The organism is Vibrio penaeicida (assembly GCF_002933855.1).
Lineage (GTDB): Bacteria > Pseudomonadota > Gammaproteobacteria > Enterobacterales > Vibrionaceae > Vibrio > Vibrio penaeicida_A.
In genome coordinates this window covers 46,822-62,548 of record NZ_BFAQ01000034.1, presented here as the reverse complement: position 1 = coordinate 62,548, position 15,727 = coordinate 46,822, and the positions used below count along the sequence as shown (strand labels likewise).

The window sequence follows — 15,727 nt, the reverse complement described above, 5'->3', positions numbered from 1 at the left end:
AGTATGAAGTCAGAATTTGATCAAACTTCCGCCTCTGCCATAAGCTCACCTGACCGTGGGCTTATGGTTAAGGGGGCTGGGAAAAAGTACGGAAACATTGAAGTACTTTCAGATGTTAACCTTACAGTAAAACCCGGTGAAGTAGTGTCTTTACTAGGAGAAAATGGAGCGGGAAAATCCACCCTGTCTTCCATTATAGCTGGAGTCATTAAACCCAGTTCAGGGGAAATGATCTGGCAGGGTAAACCTTACTCTCCGACTTCCCCCGCAGATGCACTGGATTCAGGTATAGGCTTGATACATCAGGAGATTCGTTTACTACCCGACTTAAGCATAGCGGAAAACGTTTTTCTTGGAAGAACCATTGTTCGCAACGGTCTCGTCAATCAAGACGCTATGGTAGAAGCTGCTAATGTTCAACTTGAGAGGCTCGGGCTGGACGTATCCGCCAACATGTTGGTCAAAGATCTCAAAGTTGCCGCTCAACAACAAGTGGAAATCGCCAAAGCGCTAACACTTAATGCCAAGCTGCTGATCCTTGATGAACCCACGGCCGCGCTTGGAGGAGAAGAAACAGAACGTTTGTTCGAGCAGATCCGGCATCTAAAAAATGAAGGCGTTTCTTTCATCTACATAAGCCATCGACTAGAAGAAATAGCTCAAATCGCTGATCGCATCGTGGTATTGAGGGATGGAAGCCAAGTGGCGAACCACACTCATGCAGATGTCCCAGTCAAACAATTGGTCAGTGAGATGGTTGGTCGAAGTATCGATAGAGTCTTCCCAGAACGAATCCACCAGATCGGTTCACCGGTTATCGAGGTTCAGAGCCTGAACTCAGCTACCAAAGAATTTCAAGACATCAACTTTTCAGTTAACAAAGGGGAAATTTTTGGGATCGCCGGCATTGTGGGTGCGGGTCGAACAGAACTCGTCAGAGCCATATCGGGTGCGGACCCTACCCAATCTGGAAGGGTTTTGCTCGATGGTGCTCAAGTTAACATTTCTACTCCTAAAGACGCCATTGATAAAGGAATTGTTTTGGTTCCCGAAGATAGGAAAATTCAAGGCGTCATTTTGGAAGACTCCATTTGTGACAATGTCGCTTATGGCAATTTCGACCAATTCAGCTCAGGTGGCTGGATCAACCCAAAAAACATGGCGGATTTTGCACAGGAAACGATTGATAAAATGGGGGTCAAAGGCCAAATTCACCAGAAAGTCTCCGATTTATCCGGTGGTAACCAGCAAAAAGTCATCATAGCCAAATGGATCGCACGCAACCCGAAAGTATTTATCTTGGATGAGCCCACCAGAGGTATAGATGTGGGTGCGCGAGCAGCAATCTACGACGTGATATCAGAGTTAGCTCAACAAGGGATGGCAGTGATCATAGTCAGTTCAGACTTAGACGAAGTGCTTGGTTTATCTGATCGAATCATGGTACTAGCGCACGGTGAACAGCAAGGTATTTTGGAGGCTAAAGAAGCCAACCAAGTCTCCGTTATGGCGCTTGCTACACAATAATAAGGAAATTTTCAATGAGTCAATTTAAAAACAAAAGTGTTGTTATCACTGGTGCTTGCAAGGGTATAGGTAAAGGCATTGCTGAACATTTTGCCTCCAAAGGTGCGGATTTGGTCATTGCTTCTAATGACGAGATCATTCACGACACGGCACGTCAGATCCGCCAAAAATTTTCAGGTTCTCGTGTTGAATCTAAGGTGGTTGATATCTCTTCTGAGCAGCAAGTTAGAGATTTATTTCGCTTTGCTTTCGACACCTTTTCCGCCATTGATATAAGCATTCACAACGCTGGTATCATCACTATTAAACCTTTCGATGAAATGACCCATGAAGAGTTCAACAACGTACTTCATGTCAATACTACTGGGGTTTGGTTATGCAGCCGAGAAGCTGCAAAATACATGGCAAATCAAGGTGGAGGTCGCATTGTCAACACCTCTTCTTTGCAAGGCAGAAATGGCTTTATCTACACTCCCCACTATGCCGCAAGCAAAATGGGTGTCATTGGCGTTACCCAATCTTTAGCACTTGAATTGGCAACGAAAAACATCACTGTAAACTCGGTTTGCCCTGGTATCATTGAGAGTGACATGTGGAAATATAATGATAAAGTATGGGGTGAAATGCTTTCGACTCCTGATAAAACCTATCAAGAGGGAGAGTTGATCGAGGAATGGGTCAGCAATATTCCCTTGAAAAGAGCTGGCACACCACAAGATGTGGCGAATGCCATCGCATTTTTTGCCTCTGACGAAACAGGCTATATTACAGGGCAAGCGCTCAATGTCTGTGGCGGCATGGCAATGAATTAATCCACTCAATATAGGTGAGTCCCCGGAAATGTCAGAGCTTGATGAACTCAGATCCGTACTGAAAATTGCAAACCTTTACTTCAAAGACGAACTCAAGCAGCAAGAAATTGCCAAGAAACTCAGAGTGTCTCAATCTTATGTATCCCGAGCAATCAATCGGGCTCAAAAGGAAGGGTTTGTTAAAATCAGTATTATCCAGCCACCCGGGGTTCATCTGGATTTAGAACTGAAAATTCAACGTCATTACGATCTCAAACAAGTCATAGTGGTGGACACGCCTGTGGAATCTTCCGCAGCTTACACCAAATCTCTGGTCGGTAGCGCTGCCGCACACTATTTAGAGTCGATCCTAAGAAAGAATGATATTTTAGGTATTTCCTCATGGAGTACCACCATTTCTGCCATGGTCGATAACATGCATTTTGCACGCTCAAAAGTAAAAGAAGTGGTCCAGTTAATGGGGGGAGTGGGAAACAATGGTGCCTTTCAGGCAACTTACCTCACTCAGCGCTTGGCTAATCTTTTGAATGCTTCTGCACACCTTTTACCAGCACAAAGCATCGAGCGATCTTATGAGGCAAAAGAGAAGATTCTTCAAGATCCTGAAATCAAAGAAGTGTTCGAAACCTTTCCTAAGATCGATATTGCCCTAGTTGGAATCGGGCAAATTGAGCCGTCAGAAATGCTTCAAAATAGTGGTAATTATTTTGAAAAAGAAACCCTTCAAACCTATGTAGACAAAGGGGCAGTTGGTGATATCTGTCTTCATTATTTTGACAAGCGCGGTAAACCTGTAGTCGAAGAAAACCTCGACCCTGTTGTGGCCATCTCACTATCTCAATTGAAAGATGTTCCACACGTTATTGGTCTTGCTTGTGGACAAGAAAAAATTGCAGCGCTAGACGGCGCTTTGAATGGTGGCTATTGCGATGTATTGATCACCGATGTAAACACTGCTCGTTTATTATGGGAATACTTTTATACCAATTAACAAAAGCCACACCGCTACTGTCACCATTCATTGCATAGAGCTATGATGTTTAAAACGTAAGTGCCAAACTCACACCACTTGTTAAAAAGTTAGAATCTCCCACGTAGTAGCGAACGAAAGGAGAAAGACTCAATACTCCATAAGATATTCTTGCTCCTAACTCTGGGTAGCCTGCTATCGCCACTTTGCTAATAGGGCAGGTATCACCTGACTCATCACTATAAATTACGTCAGCCGTGTGATTGGTATCTTCTTCATGATCATTGTGCCCCCAACACTCAGGCATTGTTCCAACATAAAGCCCCGCCCCAATATTGGCTGAAATAGTAAGTGAACCAGATGTATATCGAATGGGTTCCCAAAAGCCGGAATAACTAATACCAGCAGAGATACCATTTCGATAGTCCGCTGCTAACAAAAAGCTTTTTCTACTAAAGAAGGGGGTTTCATCGCTAGATATTGATGAGATGCTTGCTTCTAATCCACCTCTGAATTCTTGATCATAGCTGGAGTCTGTTCCCCAAAACGCTCCTAAACCAAACAAATTGTCTGAATCTTGAGTGTTACTTTTAAGCTCGCCAGCACTCGCACTAAAACAAAAAACCGCGATAGCTAGCCCTGATATAAACCTTTTCATAATGTACATCCTTCTCATTAATGAGAAAGGAATCTATCACTCCTTTGGGCTTGCACATACATTTATATTTAATACGCCATTTCATAAAGTTAACTCTTCAGAGCCTAAAAAGCCCTGATGAAGCAGGGCTTGAAGTTATTAAGTGCGCGGTAAGTATTCTAGGGGCTATTTATGCAATCACTGTCTCTTGATTTGCATTGCCATCACCAGAATTCCCTTTTGGATTGTCACCATACTGATTTGGACCAGGTTGGCTGTCCATTACGCTGAATACAAACAGAGCAATACCACCAATAGCCGCGATACCCATACCAACGAACATCATCTCGTACGATTGATCGAAACCTGCAAACGCTGCAACAACGACGCCAGGTACAGGACACAATAACCACCAACCGCTTTTGCCAACATCATGCAAACGGCGAACTGCCAAAGCAAACTGGGGGACAATAACCGCTAAAGGGTAAACAACATTAACGAGCGGGATAAACGCCACTAATAGGCTGACCAAAATGTTTATTAATGCAAACATCCAGTAGTCTTTGCGACGCGAACGACTTGAGAAGTCGAAAGGGTTTTTCCATGCTTTTAAAAATTCATTCATAACCAACCTCATGATTTTGTTATTTATTTCAAGAAGGTCACAAATAGTAATCTTGTTGCATAAAAAAACCACTCCTAAGAGTGGTTTATTTGTATGGGCTAACAAAAATATAGTTTAAGGACGGTATACCTTAACATTCTGATAACCTTGCTCTTGAAGGTAAAGAGCTTGTAATCGGCTCATTACACCTCGATCACAGTAAAGCAAATAGGTTTTAGTTTGGTCTAAGTCGCCAAATTTAGTGCTCAGCTTAAAGAAAGGAATATGAACAACCTCAACACCCTCTATCTCTAGTGGGTTTTCGTCCTCTTCCTCTGCACTACGAATATCCAGCACGACCGCATCTTGCTCAACAGCTTCTACCTGTTCAACTTCTGGTGCTTGTTCGAGGCTTTCTTTCGCAATATCACGAATATCCATTACGCGGGAATCGTAAACGACTTTCTCTAGAATAGAGAAATCAAACTTCTCTTCTTCCGTTTCAAGCTTTTCTTTAATTGCTTTGACCGTCGGTTTTTTCGAAATCACACCACAATATTCAGGCATGGTTTTCGCGAAGTCTTCCGTGCCAATATCACGAGCAAGATTGATGATATCTTCCTTATCCCAGTTGATAAGAGGGCGAAGAATCAGTGTGTCTGTCACGATATCGATATGTCTTAGATTGGTCAGGGTTTGGCTAGATACTTGGCCCAATGCTTCCCCAGTGACCAATGCTTGAATACCGAACTTATCGGCAATCATTCCACCCGCACGCATAAACATACGCTTCAGGACTACGCCCATTTGACCGTCATCTACTTTTTCTAGAATCTCAGCAACAACAGGTTCAAAATCCACTGAAATGAATTTTACTTTGGCCGATGAACCGTATTTTTCCCACAAATAGTGAGCAACTTGCTTAACACCAATCTCGTGTGCTGGTCCACCTAAGTTGAAGAAGCAGTAATGTGTTTTAGAGCCGCGCTTTATATGCAAGTAGCTTGAAACACCAGAATCGAAACCACCAGAAATGAGGCTGAGTACATCTTCTTGCGTTCCTAATGGGAAACCGCCCAAACCTTTATGACGTGCCAATACTTGATTGAGCTTTTCGTTCGCTACTTCAATTTTTACGGTAACGTCAGGTTTGCTGAGTTTAACGCGAGCACTTTCGACTGCTTGGTTCAATCCACCACCAACATAGCGCTCAAGCTCAATAGAAGTAAAGTCATGCTTACCGCGGCGCTTAGCGCGAACCACAAAGGTTTTTCCTTCTAGCTTGTCGCGGTTAAGTTCGAGCACTTGCTCATAGATATCGTGCATGTCTTCAAAGTCTGATTGCAGTACTTCCAATACATGATGAATACCCGGAGTCTGAGTCAGGATTGCTAACACCTTTTCGTAGTGTTCGTCACTGTTTGCTGTCACCTCAATATGATCACGACGGTTAAACACCGCTACATTTTCAGTGTGCTTTTGAATAACAATGCGAATATTACATTCCAGAATACGAGTGAAGCGCTTTCGAACAGAATCACTTTTAACAAAAATTTCTGGATGGGGTTTAACAATAAACTTCATGACTTTCTTCACTGTGTTAGAAAAAGGATTGCCTTAGGCAATTCTGAGGCGCGCGATTATAACCGAGATAACCCCACAAAAAAAGGTGAGCTCATGTCGAACTCACCTTTATCATTTTAGAACTATCATTTACTGCTGAGCAGAAACTTCATCACTAAAGTGTGGTTTACCTTGCATGATGTTAATTTCAACGCGGCGGTTCTCAATTCTACCCTCTCGCGTGTCATTGCTCACAAGCGGCTCTGTGTCTGCCATTCCCCGAACACGTAAGCGAGCATGTTCAAACCCTTTTACTCTTTCCATTTCATGAGCAACGGATACGGCTCGTTGAGAAGATAAATCCCAGTTTGAACGATACAGTTCTGAATCTAACGGCTGGTTATCTGTGTGACCTGAAACTCGAACAATACCCGGTACATCTTTCACCAATTCAGCCACTTGGCGCACCAAAGGACGAAATTTAGGTTGTAAGAAAGCGGAACCTTCAGGGAACGCACCTTTTTCACGAATACGAATAACAATTTGTTGCCCGAGATTTTCTACTTCGACAGCACCTTCATCGATTTCTTTTTCCAGCGCTTTTTTTATGCTCTCAACAATGGTTTCCATTTCCTGAGATTGAGATTCGGCTTGTTGCTGCTGTTGCTCTGACTCGTTATTTTGATTCATCTTTGTTGATGTATCTGGCGACTTACCACCGGTCAGCTTACCGACTTCTCGTTTTGTACCACCAGCACGATCCGACTCACCATCATGAAACTCTAACGTCTTTTGCGTCATATCAATGGTTTGCTGCATGATCACATCAATCGGTGTCGGCTCTGGGCGACCAGGGCGAAACTCTTGCGCGATCACACTGGTCCCTTTAGGGATATCTTTCACTTCCAGCTGATTTTGAACACCAAACGCAAATTTCATTGAGCCTGCTATCTGTTTGAACTTCAGTACATCCATTTCAGAAAACGAAAGCAGAAGTACGAAGAAGCACATCAATAGCGACATCAAATCAGCGAATGTACCCATCCATAATGGGAGCCCCGGGGGAGGACATTTGCACTCTTCTTCTTCCATCTCAGTTCACCTTACTCGCCATCGACATCAAGAACACGCTTACTTTCATTAAGGTAATTCTTCAAATAGCTGTCGATAACACGAGGGTTTTGACCGTCTTGAATAGCTAACACGCCATCCATAATCAAGCGGCGGTTCAGTTTTTCTTGCTCACGACGAAGGGACAGCTTGTCTGCAATTGGGAAAAACACCATGTTAGAAAGAATAGCACCGTATAGAGTTGTAAGAAGTGCTACCGCCATTGCAGGGCCGATAGATTTCGGGTCATCCATGTTGGATAACATCGCCACCAAGCCAACCAAGGTACCAATCATTCCCATGGCCGGCGCAACATCACCAAATGCTGTAAACACGGCTCTTCCTTGCTCATGGCGCTCATCGGTGAGTGAAATGTCTTTTTGGAGTGTCGCTCGAACAACATCAGCATCATGACCATCGACGAGTAAATCGATACCTTTTTGCATAAAGGAGCTGGTGATTTCCATTTCTTCTAACGCAAGAAAACCACCTTTACGGGCTGCATCAGCCATTTCAACAACCTTAGCGATCAACTCTTCTGGCTCATCTGCTTTAAACATGAAAGCTTTACCGGCGATTTTGGCCGCACCAAAAAACTGCCCCATGGTAAATTTCATCAATACAACGAAGGTTGAGCCACCGACCACGATCAAGATGGAAGTGGTATCGATAAAGATACCGATGCCTCCCCCTAAAACCATCGCCATGATGACGAATGCAAAACCGCCAATTAATCCAATTAACGTTGCTAAATCCACAAAGCACCCCTCATGCTAAAAATTCTACTGTGCGCTTAAGTTCAACTATCGGCAGAACCTCAGTATTATTTAGGTCTTTTCCTGATACCAAGCGCAAATTTTCCTTTAACTTTAACAGAGTATAACCAAGTTACCTACGCTCGCTGCCCATTCACATTGTAGGCAATCTCTCGTTTTGTGTTGTGATCACGTCTGAATTGAGCAAAAAAGAGTCTCCATCATAATTTGAGACTATTTGTTAATAACGAATAGAGGATAAAAACTGATATACTGCACTTTTGTTAAATTTTCTCTTGCGTGAGTTTGACCAACAGCAATCGCTGGGGTAACTTGCGTGCAACGTTTTAATAGCAGAAATCGTATGGCAAGCAAAAAACCAGAAAACATGACTTTTGAAGAGTCTCTAACAGAATTGGATTCTATTGTTGAGCAGTTAGAAAGTGGCGATATTGCACTAGAAGATGCTTTGAAAAAATTTGAACGTGGAATCCTCCTTGCTCGATCAGGTCAAGGTAAATTATCTGAAGCTGAACAACGTGTTGCCATTCTGACTCAAGATGACGATCAAGCCGAACTTTCGCCATTTGAATCAAATTCTGAAGATTAATTTATGTCCGCATCTTTAACGCCTTATCAAAACCGCAGTAACGCGCAGTTGAATGCATGGCTCGATACTCTTCCTTATCAAGAGTTACCTCTAATTCAGGCTATGCGTCATGGATTAACGCTGGGTGGCAAGCGTGCTCGCCCTTATCTCGTTTACATTACTGGTGAAATGCTGGGATGTACGCTCGAAGATTTGGATACGCCCGCCTGCGCAGTCGAGTGTATCCACGCCTATTCTTTGATTCATGATGACTTACCTGCAATGGACGATGACGAACTTCGTCGCGGTCAGCCAACCTGTCATATTAAATTTGATGAAGCCACTGCCATATTGACGGGCGATGCTCTACAGACTCTAGCATTTACTATTCTTACAGAAGGTAATTTGAGTTCTGACGGAGAACTTAACCGTATAAAAATGGTTCAAACGCTTGCTAATGCCTCCGGCGTAAGCGGGATGTGCATGGGACAAGCGCTCGATCTCGCCGCGGAAAACCGCAGCGTATCACTCGAAGAACTTGAAACCATCCACCTAAATAAAACAGCAGCGCTGATAAAAAGTGCCATAAAGATGGGCGCAATGGCTGCTGGAGAGAAAGGACTGACTGTCCTACCTCAATTGGAAAGATACGCGGATCTAGTCGGTCTGGCTTTCCAAGTACAAGACGATATTTTAGATATCATCAGCGATACTGAAACGTTGGGGAAACCTCAAGGTTCAGATCAAGAATTAAACAAGAGTACTTACCCTTCCCTATTAGGTTTGGAAGGTGCTCAGAAGAAAGCTCAGGAGCTGCTCACTGAGGCATTAGGCACATTAGAAGCCATCCCTTACAATACGCAGTTACTTGAAGAGTTCGCCCGTTATGTGGTCGAGCGCAAAAACTAAACTATAAGCGCTGAATTTTATGACTCTCGATATTTCAAAATATCCTACTTTAGCACTGGCAGATACACCTGATGAGTTGCGCCTCCTTCCAAAGGAGAGCCTACCGACACTATGTGATGAATTGAGAACGTACCTTCTTAATTCCGTCAGCCAATCAAGTGGGCACTTGGCATCCGGTTTAGGAACAGTGGAACTAACGGTTGCTTTGCACTATGTCTATAACACTCCATTTGATCAGTTGATCTGGGATGTTGGTCATCAGGCATACCCCCATAAGATCCTGACAGGTCGCCGTGAGAAGCTTCCAACCATTCGCCAAAAAGGTGGGCTTCATCCTTTCCCTTGGCGAGGTGAAAGTGAATACGATGTCTTGTCTGTTGGTCACTCCTCAACGTCCATCAGTGCAGCACTGGGAATGTCTATCGCCGCAGAAAAAGAAGGCAAAGACAGACGAGTGGTTAGCGTTATCGGTGATGGTGCGATTACAGCAGGCATGGCTTTTGAAGCAATGAACCATGCGGGCGATGTGCATACTGACATGCTGGTCATTCTGAACGACAACGAAATGTCCATTTCAGAGAACGTCGGTGCACTGAACAACCATTTAGCGCAGTTATTGTCTGGTAACCTTTATACTTCTATTCGCGAAGGCGGTAAAAAAGTACTGTCTGGCTTGCCCCCAATTAAAGAATTGGTTCGCAGAACGGAGGAACACCTCAAAGGAATGGTTGTACCGGGAACATTATTTGAGGAACTTGGCTTTAATTACATTGGTCCTGTCGATGGCCACGATGTCAACGAACTGGTTAAGACGCTGAAAAACATGCGTAGCCTAAAAGGGCCTCAGTTCCTACACATTATGACCAAAAAAGGCAAAGGTCACGAGCCAGCCGAGAAAGATCCGATTGGATACCACGCGGTACAGAAGCAATTCCTAAACCCTGACAACAAACCAAAAACCAAAGCATCAAAGCCAACATTTTCCAATATATTTGGCGACTTCATTTGTGACATGGCAGCTCAAGATCCAAAGTTAATGGCAATCACACCAGCAATGCGTGAAGGCTCTGGCATGGTTCGCTTCTCTAAGGAATTCCCTAAACAATATTTTGATGTCGCGATTGCTGAACAACACGCAGTAACGCTGGCAAGTGGCATGGCCATCGCAGGTCAGAACCCAATCGTAGCGATTTACTCAACGTTTTTGCAACGTGGTTACGACCAATTGATTCATGACGTCGCTATCATGGATTTGCCGGTATTGTTCGCCATTGACCGCGCTGGACTCGTCGGTGCAGATGGTCAGACTCACCAAGGTGCGTTTGATCTCAGCTTTATGCGCTGTATTCCTAACATGGTTATTATGGCGCCTAGTGACGAAAATGAATGCCGCCAGATGTTGTACACCGGACACAAACACACGGGGCCATCTGCTGTTCGTTACCCTCGTGGTAGTGGGTGTGGCACAGCTATTCAACAAGAGATGGTTGCACTTGAGATTGGTAAAGGTCGCGTTGTCCGCCAACGCCAAACTGACGCTCAAGAGAGTCAGCCAAAAGTTGCCATATTAAGTTTCGGTACATTCTTGCCTAGCGCTCTTTCTGCAGCAGAAGCTTTAAACGCAACAGTGGCTGATATGCGATTCGTGAAACCATTAGATGAAGCTTTGATTTCCGAATTAGCATCCACACACGACGTGCTGGTAACAGTAGAAGAAAACGTTATCGCAGGCGGCGCAGGTACTGGCGTTGTTGAATATCTTATGAGCAGTAAACAAATCGTGCCAGTGCTAAACCTTGGTTTACCTGACCAATTTGTCGCGCAAGGGACGCAAGAAGAAATGCACGCAGAGCTAGGATTGGACGCTTCTGGTATTGAGTTAGCGATAAGCGACTACCTGAATAAGTAACCACTAATGCCTTAAAATAACCATCAAAAAAGCCGAACTAAGTTCGGCCTTTTTATTCGCATAAGCTTATCGTTATTTCAATTTTGGTGCATCATATCTGTTCGGTTCATCAGTATATATACACACATTATATTTCTCGACCAAGCCATTCTCTGCCATACAGTGTGTTTCAAAAAACTCTTGAATTTCAAAACGCTGACAATGTGCTTCAAACGCTTCGTTACTTTCCCAGATTTCGTTAAATGCAATGGGGTAAGTATCACCTTCTGCGAATGGGCTAGTGATATGGCGCGTTACGATATACTGTAAGCATCCATCTTCTCTTAATGTATTAGACTCCAATGATGACAGAACATCGAACAATTCATCCAGCTTACCTTCTTTCGGTAAAAACTGAGCGATGCAATACACCTTTTTAGACATGTTAGGTATCCTTTTTTAACGACTCCATTATGTAAGCCAGCCAGCATACCTGCCAATAATCCATAATGAAATAGCCGCCATGATACCTGCGACAATATCGTCCAGCATAATGCCAAACCCGCCGTGAACACGCTTATCAAGCCATCCAATTGGCCATGGTTTTACCATGTCAAAAAAGCGAAAAAGAACGAATCCAGTAAGAATCCATTTCCAGTCATAAACTGGCACCTTCAATAATGGGACAATTGCCATGGTGATCCAAAAGCCTGCAAACTCATCCCACACAATGGAGCCGTGGTCGTGTACACCCATATCATCAGATGTCACTTGGCAAATCTTGATGCCGATAATACACGAGCCAATGACAGCAATAATGTATAGCGGCAACGGTAACTGTACTAATAAAAGATAGAATGGAACCGCCACGAGTGTTCCCATGGTGCCGGGGATAATGGGAGCCAACCCACTGCCAAAACCTGTTGCAAGTAAGTGCCAAGGGTTTTTAAGCGAAATCAGAGATAAAGGAGTCGACATTACGAGTTAACCTTAAAGTGATCATAGCCAGACAACTGCCAATCCAGTTTTTGACCTTCTTTTTCCAGTACCAATTCGCCGCCACTGCGAATTTGACCAATACACGTTGCTGTCGTCCCCGAGTACGCAAGCAAGGTATCCATTTGACCTTTGTGCTCTTCTGGGACGCAAAAACAAAGCTCGTATTCTTCACCGCTGGTCAACGCCATCTTCAGAGCCTCATCTTTATCATCGCAATATGCTAATAATTCATCAGACAAAGGGATGGCATCCACGTTAATAACCGCACCAACGTTAGATGCGTCCATAATATGTTTTAAGTCTGAAATTAGCCCATCAGAGATATCTAAACAGGAAGACGCTACATTTCGCAATGCCTGCCCAACGACCAAACGCGGAGTAGCGAGATAGTGCCTTCTTTCGAGTTCTTCTGCGTAGGGTTTACTGCGCTTTGATTCATCAAGAACTACTTCTAGCCCAGCAGCACTATCACCCAGCGTCCCCGTCACGTAAACCCAGTCCCCCACTTTTGCACCATCGCGTCGCATCGCTTTGCCTTCTGGAACAAAACCTTGAACGGTCAAGGTAACACTCAAAGGGCCTTTAGTGGTATCGCCACCAATTAGCTGAATATTGAAATAGTTTGCTAACTCAAAAAATGATTCGCTAAATGGAGCCAGCCACATTTCATCGGGCTCTGGTAAAGTGAGCGCAAGGGAGACCCACGCAGGCGAAGCCCCCATAGCGGCCAAGTCACTCAAATTTGAAGCCAACGCTTTATGGGCGACCCATGCTGGATTAGCGTGTTCTAGAAAATGAGTTCCCGCTACAAGCGTATCGGTACTAATAGCAATTTGAACATTTTCAGGAGAGGTAACCAAGGCACTGTCATCGCCTAGGGAAAGCTGAACATCTTTACGCTGGGTTTGTCGGTTTACGAAATAGGTGGTAATTAGGTTAAATTCACCTGCCATAGCTGACTCTTGCATGTTGTTATTTATGTTAATTATACCCAAGTTTTCGTGACTTGCTCGAAGCAGTTTAAGACCTAGAGCACGAAAAGAAAAAGGTCAGCTAATTAGCTGACCTTTTTATATTTATTCACGATTACTTTTTGCGAACATGCGGTGCGGCTTTATCAAGTACACCATTCACAAACTTATGGCTATCTTCCGCTGCAAACACTTTTGCCAGCTCAATAGCTTCGTTAATCACTACTTTGTAAGGAACATCTTCGCGACGCGTCATTTCATACATCGCAAGACGAAGCAAAGCCAGCTCCATCATGTCCAAGTCTTGCATAGGGCGAGACAAGTAAGGACGCAGTTTGCTGTCTAACTCCGTGTGACTAAGCACAACGCCAGTTAGCAGGTCACGGAAGTAAGCGACGTCAGTTTCTGGTGCAGACAGAGAAGGCTCATTTGCATGATGCTCTTCTTCATCATACTTGCCTCCAGACAGGAATTGCTCTTCAATAGTAGCAACATTCTCTTTGGTAATCTGCCACGAATATATGGCTTGTAATGCAAATTGACGTGCGTTACGACGTGCGGCTGGTTTCACACTGGCCCCCATTAGGAATCAATTTCTGAAAGAACGTTGATCATTTCTAGCGCGCTTAGTGCAGCCTCTGCACCTTTATTACCAGCCTTGGTTCCTGCGCGCTCGATAGCTTGATCGATGGTATCAACAGTAAGTACGCCAAATGCGACTGGAAGACTGTATTCCAGAGACACTTGAGCCAACCCTTTGTTGCATTCACTACAAACATAGTCAAAGTGAGGTGTACCGCCACGAATAACTGAACCTAACGACACAATTGCATCGAATTTTCCAGTTTTTGCAACACGCTGAGCAACTAAAGGTAACTCAACTGCACCTGGGCAACGTACGACAGTAATGTTGTCTTCGCTGATTTGTCCATAACGCTTTAAAGTATCGATTGCACCAGATAACAGGCTTTCGTTAATAAAACTGTTAAAACGAGAAATAACGATAGCAATTTTTGCATTTGGCGCAGGGAGAACGCCCTCGATCACTTTCATAAAGCTTTCCTTTAACTATGTTCATCAAGTGAGAATCGCCGGATTCTAGCACAAAAGTGTGAGAGATATCTAATGGAAATTGAGCTCTATCACCTTAAAGCAAACGCTTCCAAACCTGCTATTCAACAGCAAATAAGCATTCCTGTTCGCTATAAATGAAGCGCTCAAACCTTGGCAAGATTCAACTCAAACAGACACTAATCACAAACGTACTCAACGACGTTCAAACCAAATCCAGACAAAGAGTGGTAACGCTTAGAGCTCGAAGAAAGCAAGCGCATATCACTGATACCCAAATCAGCAAGAATCTGAGAACCCACACCTACGCGGCGCGATGTACCTTGCTTTTTCGCCATGGTTGGCGCGTCACCTTTGTCTTGCTGCTCAAAGGTTTTTACTTTGTGGACAATATAGTCTGACGTTTCTTCATTCCCCAAAATCACCAGAACACCACCTTCATCACCAACACGCTTCATCGCCTTGTCCAATGTCCAGCTTCGCTCGGCACTGCGGTCACTTCGAAGAACATCGGTGAATGTATCTTGCAAGTGAACACGTACCAACGGCGCTTTTCCATTACTTGCACCAGCACCGTCTAAATCACCCTTTTTCAACGCATAGTGTATTTGGTTGTCGATAGTGTCGCGGTAAGTGACCAATTCAAAATCACCAAACTCCGTTGGCAAGTGGCATTGAGCCACGCGTTCAATCGTTGTTTCGGTATTGTTTCTAAACTCAATTAAATCTGAAATGGTACCAAGCTTGATGTCGTGCTTTTCGGCGAACACTTCCAAATCAGGGCGACGCGCCATTGTGCCGTCGTCATTCAGAATCTCGACAATAACACCAGCGGGCTCTAACCCTGCCAAACGCGCCAAATCACAACCTGCTTCGGTGTGCCCAGCTCTTGTTAGGACCCCACCATCTTGGGCAGTCAAAGGGAAAATATGACCCGGTTGAACGAGATCTGCCGCTTTGGCATCTTTCGCCACAGCCGCTTGCACAGTCAGCGCTCTATCGGCTGCAGAGATACCCGTTGTCACGCCTTCTGCTGCTTCGATTGAGACGGTAAACGCGGTGGAATACTGCGCATTATTGTCTTGAACCATTGGCGGTAAACCAAGATGTTCGCAACGCTCTTTTGTCATGGTTAAACAAATAAGACCACGACCGTACGTCGCCATAAAATTAATAGCTTCAGGCGTTACGTGTTCGGCTGCCATAATGACATCGCCTTCGTTTTCACGATCCTCGTCATCCATTAGGATAACCATTTTACCCAAACGAATATCTTCAATGATTTCTTGAGGCGTACTAATAGACATAATGCTGTTCCCGTT

At 44.2% G+C, this 15,727-nt stretch carries 17 protein-coding genes; 6 read left to right on the top strand and 11 right to left on the bottom strand.

What is annotated here, in order from left to right; translation table 11 throughout:
- Positions 1-3: 3 nt before the first annotated feature.
- From VPNCDNU1_RS20000 to VPNCDNU1_RS19990, 3 genes are read left to right on the top strand one after another with little or no spacing between them, the layout of a single operon-like run.
- A complete protein-coding gene (locus VPNCDNU1_RS20000) occupies positions 4-1,527 on the top strand; it encodes a sugar ABC transporter ATP-binding protein (RefSeq protein ID WP_104401967.1) in 1,524 nt (507 codons plus the stop codon).
- 14 nt (positions 1,528-1,541) lie between these two features.
- The gene (locus tag VPNCDNU1_RS19995) at positions 1,542-2,339 is read left to right on the top strand and encodes an SDR family NAD(P)-dependent oxidoreductase (RefSeq protein ID WP_104401966.1); all 798 of its coding nucleotides are present in this window, start codon (positions 1,542-1,544) and stop codon (positions 2,337-2,339) included.
- Positions 2,340-2,367: 28 nt separating this feature from the next.
- The gene (locus VPNCDNU1_RS19990; protein WP_104401965.1) at positions 2,368-3,330 is read left to right on the top strand and encodes a sugar-binding transcriptional regulator; all 963 of its coding nucleotides are present in this window, start codon (positions 2,368-2,370) and stop codon (positions 3,328-3,330) included.
- Positions 3,331-3,379: 49 nt separating this feature from the next.
- On the opposite strand, the gene VPNCDNU1_RS19985 is transcribed toward VPNCDNU1_RS19990, so the two are convergent.
- The 5 genes from VPNCDNU1_RS19985 to pomA all read right to left on the bottom strand — a co-directional run bounded on the left by VPNCDNU1_RS19985 (position 3,380) and on the right by pomA (position 7,981).
- The gene (locus tag VPNCDNU1_RS19985) at positions 3,380-3,967 is read right to left on the bottom strand and encodes a hypothetical protein (protein WP_104401964.1); all 588 of its coding nucleotides are present in this window, start codon (positions 3,965-3,967) and stop codon (positions 3,380-3,382) included.
- Between the two features lie 169 nt (positions 3,968-4,136).
- Positions 4,137-4,571, bottom strand: a complete 435-nt coding sequence (locus tag VPNCDNU1_RS19980) for a DUF805 domain-containing protein (protein ID WP_104401963.1) — start codon at positions 4,569-4,571, stop codon at positions 4,137-4,139.
- Between the two features lie 114 nt (positions 4,572-4,685).
- Positions 4,686-6,134: a tRNA uracil 4-sulfurtransferase ThiI gene (thiI, locus tag VPNCDNU1_RS19975; protein ID WP_104401962.1), complete on the bottom strand. Its 1,449-nt coding sequence runs from the start codon at positions 6,132-6,134 to the stop codon at positions 4,686-4,688.
- A 129-nt stretch (positions 6,135-6,263) separates the two neighbouring features.
- Positions 6,264-7,205 (bottom strand): flagellar motor protein MotB, encoded by a 942-nt coding sequence (locus VPNCDNU1_RS19970; RefSeq protein WP_104401961.1) that lies wholly within the window; start codon positions 7,203-7,205, stop codon positions 6,264-6,266.
- Positions 7,206-7,216: 11 nt separating this feature from the next.
- Complete coding sequence (gene pomA / locus VPNCDNU1_RS19965) at positions 7,217-7,981, bottom strand: flagellar motor protein PomA (protein WP_104401960.1); 765 nt, start codon at positions 7,979-7,981, stop codon at positions 7,217-7,219.
- A 361-nt stretch (positions 7,982-8,342) separates the two neighbouring features.
- On the opposite strand from pomA, the gene xseB reads away from it, so the two are divergent.
- From xseB to dxs, 3 genes are read left to right on the top strand one after another with little or no spacing between them, the layout of a single operon-like run.
- Positions 8,343-8,588: an exodeoxyribonuclease VII small subunit gene (xseB, locus tag VPNCDNU1_RS19960; RefSeq protein ID WP_104401959.1), complete on the top strand. Its 246-nt coding sequence runs from the start codon at positions 8,343-8,345 to the stop codon at positions 8,586-8,588.
- A gap of 3 nt (positions 8,589-8,591) precedes the next feature.
- Positions 8,592-9,476, top strand: coding sequence for a (2E,6E)-farnesyl diphosphate synthase (ispA, locus tag VPNCDNU1_RS19955; protein ID WP_104401958.1), 885 nt, complete (start codon positions 8,592-8,594; stop codon positions 9,474-9,476).
- 19 nt (positions 9,477-9,495) lie between these two features.
- Positions 9,496-11,385 carry a 1-deoxy-D-xylulose-5-phosphate synthase gene (dxs, locus tag VPNCDNU1_RS19950; RefSeq protein WP_104401957.1) on the top strand — a complete coding sequence of 630 codons (1,890 nt, stop codon included), beginning with the start codon at positions 9,496-9,498 and terminating at the stop codon, positions 11,383-11,385.
- A 72-nt stretch (positions 11,386-11,457) separates the two neighbouring features.
- On the opposite strand, the gene VPNCDNU1_RS19945 is transcribed toward dxs, so the two are convergent.
- The 6 genes from VPNCDNU1_RS19945 to ribBA all read right to left on the bottom strand — a co-directional run bounded on the left by VPNCDNU1_RS19945 (position 11,458) and on the right by ribBA (position 15,712).
- Entirely contained in the window at positions 11,458-11,808 is a 351-nt protein-coding gene (locus tag VPNCDNU1_RS19945) for a putative quinol monooxygenase (protein ID WP_104401956.1), read from the bottom strand.
- 27 nt (positions 11,809-11,835) lie between these two features.
- Complete coding sequence (gene pgpA, locus VPNCDNU1_RS19940; RefSeq protein ID WP_104401955.1) at positions 11,836-12,342, bottom strand: phosphatidylglycerophosphatase A; 507 nt, start codon at positions 12,340-12,342, stop codon at positions 11,836-11,838.
- Positions 12,342-13,316: a thiamine-phosphate kinase gene (thiL, locus tag VPNCDNU1_RS19935; RefSeq protein ID WP_104401954.1), complete on the bottom strand. Its 975-nt coding sequence runs from the start codon at positions 13,314-13,316 to the stop codon at positions 12,342-12,344. Before thiL ends, pgpA begins: the two co-directional genes overlap by 1 nt.
- A gap of 133 nt (positions 13,317-13,449) precedes the next feature.
- Positions 13,450-13,917, bottom strand: coding sequence for a transcription antitermination factor NusB (gene nusB, locus VPNCDNU1_RS19930; protein WP_104401953.1), 468 nt, complete (start codon positions 13,915-13,917; stop codon positions 13,450-13,452).
- Positions 13,917-14,387 (bottom strand): 6,7-dimethyl-8-ribityllumazine synthase, encoded by a 471-nt coding sequence (gene ribH / locus VPNCDNU1_RS19925; protein WP_104401952.1) that lies wholly within the window; start codon positions 14,385-14,387, stop codon positions 13,917-13,919. Before ribH ends, nusB begins: the two co-directional genes overlap by 1 nt.
- A 197-nt stretch (positions 14,388-14,584) precedes the next feature.
- Positions 14,585-15,712: a bifunctional 3,4-dihydroxy-2-butanone-4-phosphate synthase/GTP cyclohydrolase II gene (ribBA, locus tag VPNCDNU1_RS19920; RefSeq protein ID WP_104401951.1), complete on the bottom strand. Its 1,128-nt coding sequence runs from the start codon at positions 15,710-15,712 to the stop codon at positions 14,585-14,587.
- Positions 15,713-15,727: the final 15 nt, after the last annotated feature.

What these genes read in the sequence shown, in the direction of transcription:
- xseB (WP_104401959.1), top strand. Translation starts at nt 8,343, where the DNA reads ATGGCAAGCAAAAAACCAGAAAACATGACTTTTGAAGAGTCTCTAACA.
- VPNCDNU1_RS19990 (WP_104401965.1), top strand. Translation starts at nt 2,368, where the DNA reads ATGTCAGAGCTTGATGAACTCAGATCCGTACTGAAAATTGCAAACCTT.
- VPNCDNU1_RS19945 (WP_104401956.1), bottom strand. Translation starts at nt 11,808, where the DNA reads ATGTCTAAAAAGGTGTATTGCATCGCTCAGTTTTTACCGAAAGAAGGT.
- thiI (WP_104401962.1), bottom strand. Translation starts at nt 6,134, where the DNA reads ATGAAGTTTATTGTTAAACCCCATCCAGAAATTTTTGTTAAAAGTGAT.
- VPNCDNU1_RS19980 (WP_104401963.1), bottom strand. Translation starts at nt 4,571, where the DNA reads ATGAATGAATTTTTAAAAGCATGGAAAAACCCTTTCGACTTCTCAAGT.
- pgpA (WP_104401955.1), bottom strand. Translation starts at nt 12,342, where the DNA reads ATGTCGACTCCTTTATCTCTGATTTCGCTTAAAAACCCTTGGCACTTA.
- VPNCDNU1_RS19970 (WP_104401961.1), bottom strand. Translation starts at nt 7,205, where the DNA reads ATGGAAGAAGAAGAGTGCAAATGTCCTCCCCCGGGGCTCCCATTATGG.
- ribBA (WP_104401951.1), bottom strand. Translation starts at nt 15,712, where the DNA reads ATGTCTATTAGTACGCCTCAAGAAATCATTGAAGATATTCGTTTGGGT.
- ribH (WP_104401952.1), bottom strand. Translation starts at nt 14,387, where the DNA reads ATGAAAGTGATCGAGGGCGTTCTCCCTGCGCCAAATGCAAAAATTGCT.
- nusB (WP_104401953.1), bottom strand. Translation starts at nt 13,917, where the DNA reads ATGGGGGCCAGTGTGAAACCAGCCGCACGTCGTAACGCACGTCAATTT.
- dxs (WP_104401957.1), top strand. Translation starts at nt 9,496, where the DNA reads ATGACTCTCGATATTTCAAAATATCCTACTTTAGCACTGGCAGATACA.
- ispA (WP_104401958.1), top strand. Translation starts at nt 8,592, where the DNA reads ATGTCCGCATCTTTAACGCCTTATCAAAACCGCAGTAACGCGCAGTTG.
- VPNCDNU1_RS20000 (WP_104401967.1), top strand. Translation starts at nt 4, where the DNA reads ATGAAGTCAGAATTTGATCAAACTTCCGCCTCTGCCATAAGCTCACCT.
- VPNCDNU1_RS19985 (WP_104401964.1), bottom strand. Translation starts at nt 3,967, where the DNA reads ATGAAAAGGTTTATATCAGGGCTAGCTATCGCGGTTTTTTGTTTTAGT.
- thiL (WP_104401954.1), bottom strand. Translation starts at nt 13,316, where the DNA reads ATGGCAGGTGAATTTAACCTAATTACCACCTATTTCGTAAACCGACAA.
- VPNCDNU1_RS19995 (WP_104401966.1), top strand. Translation starts at nt 1,542, where the DNA reads ATGAGTCAATTTAAAAACAAAAGTGTTGTTATCACTGGTGCTTGCAAG.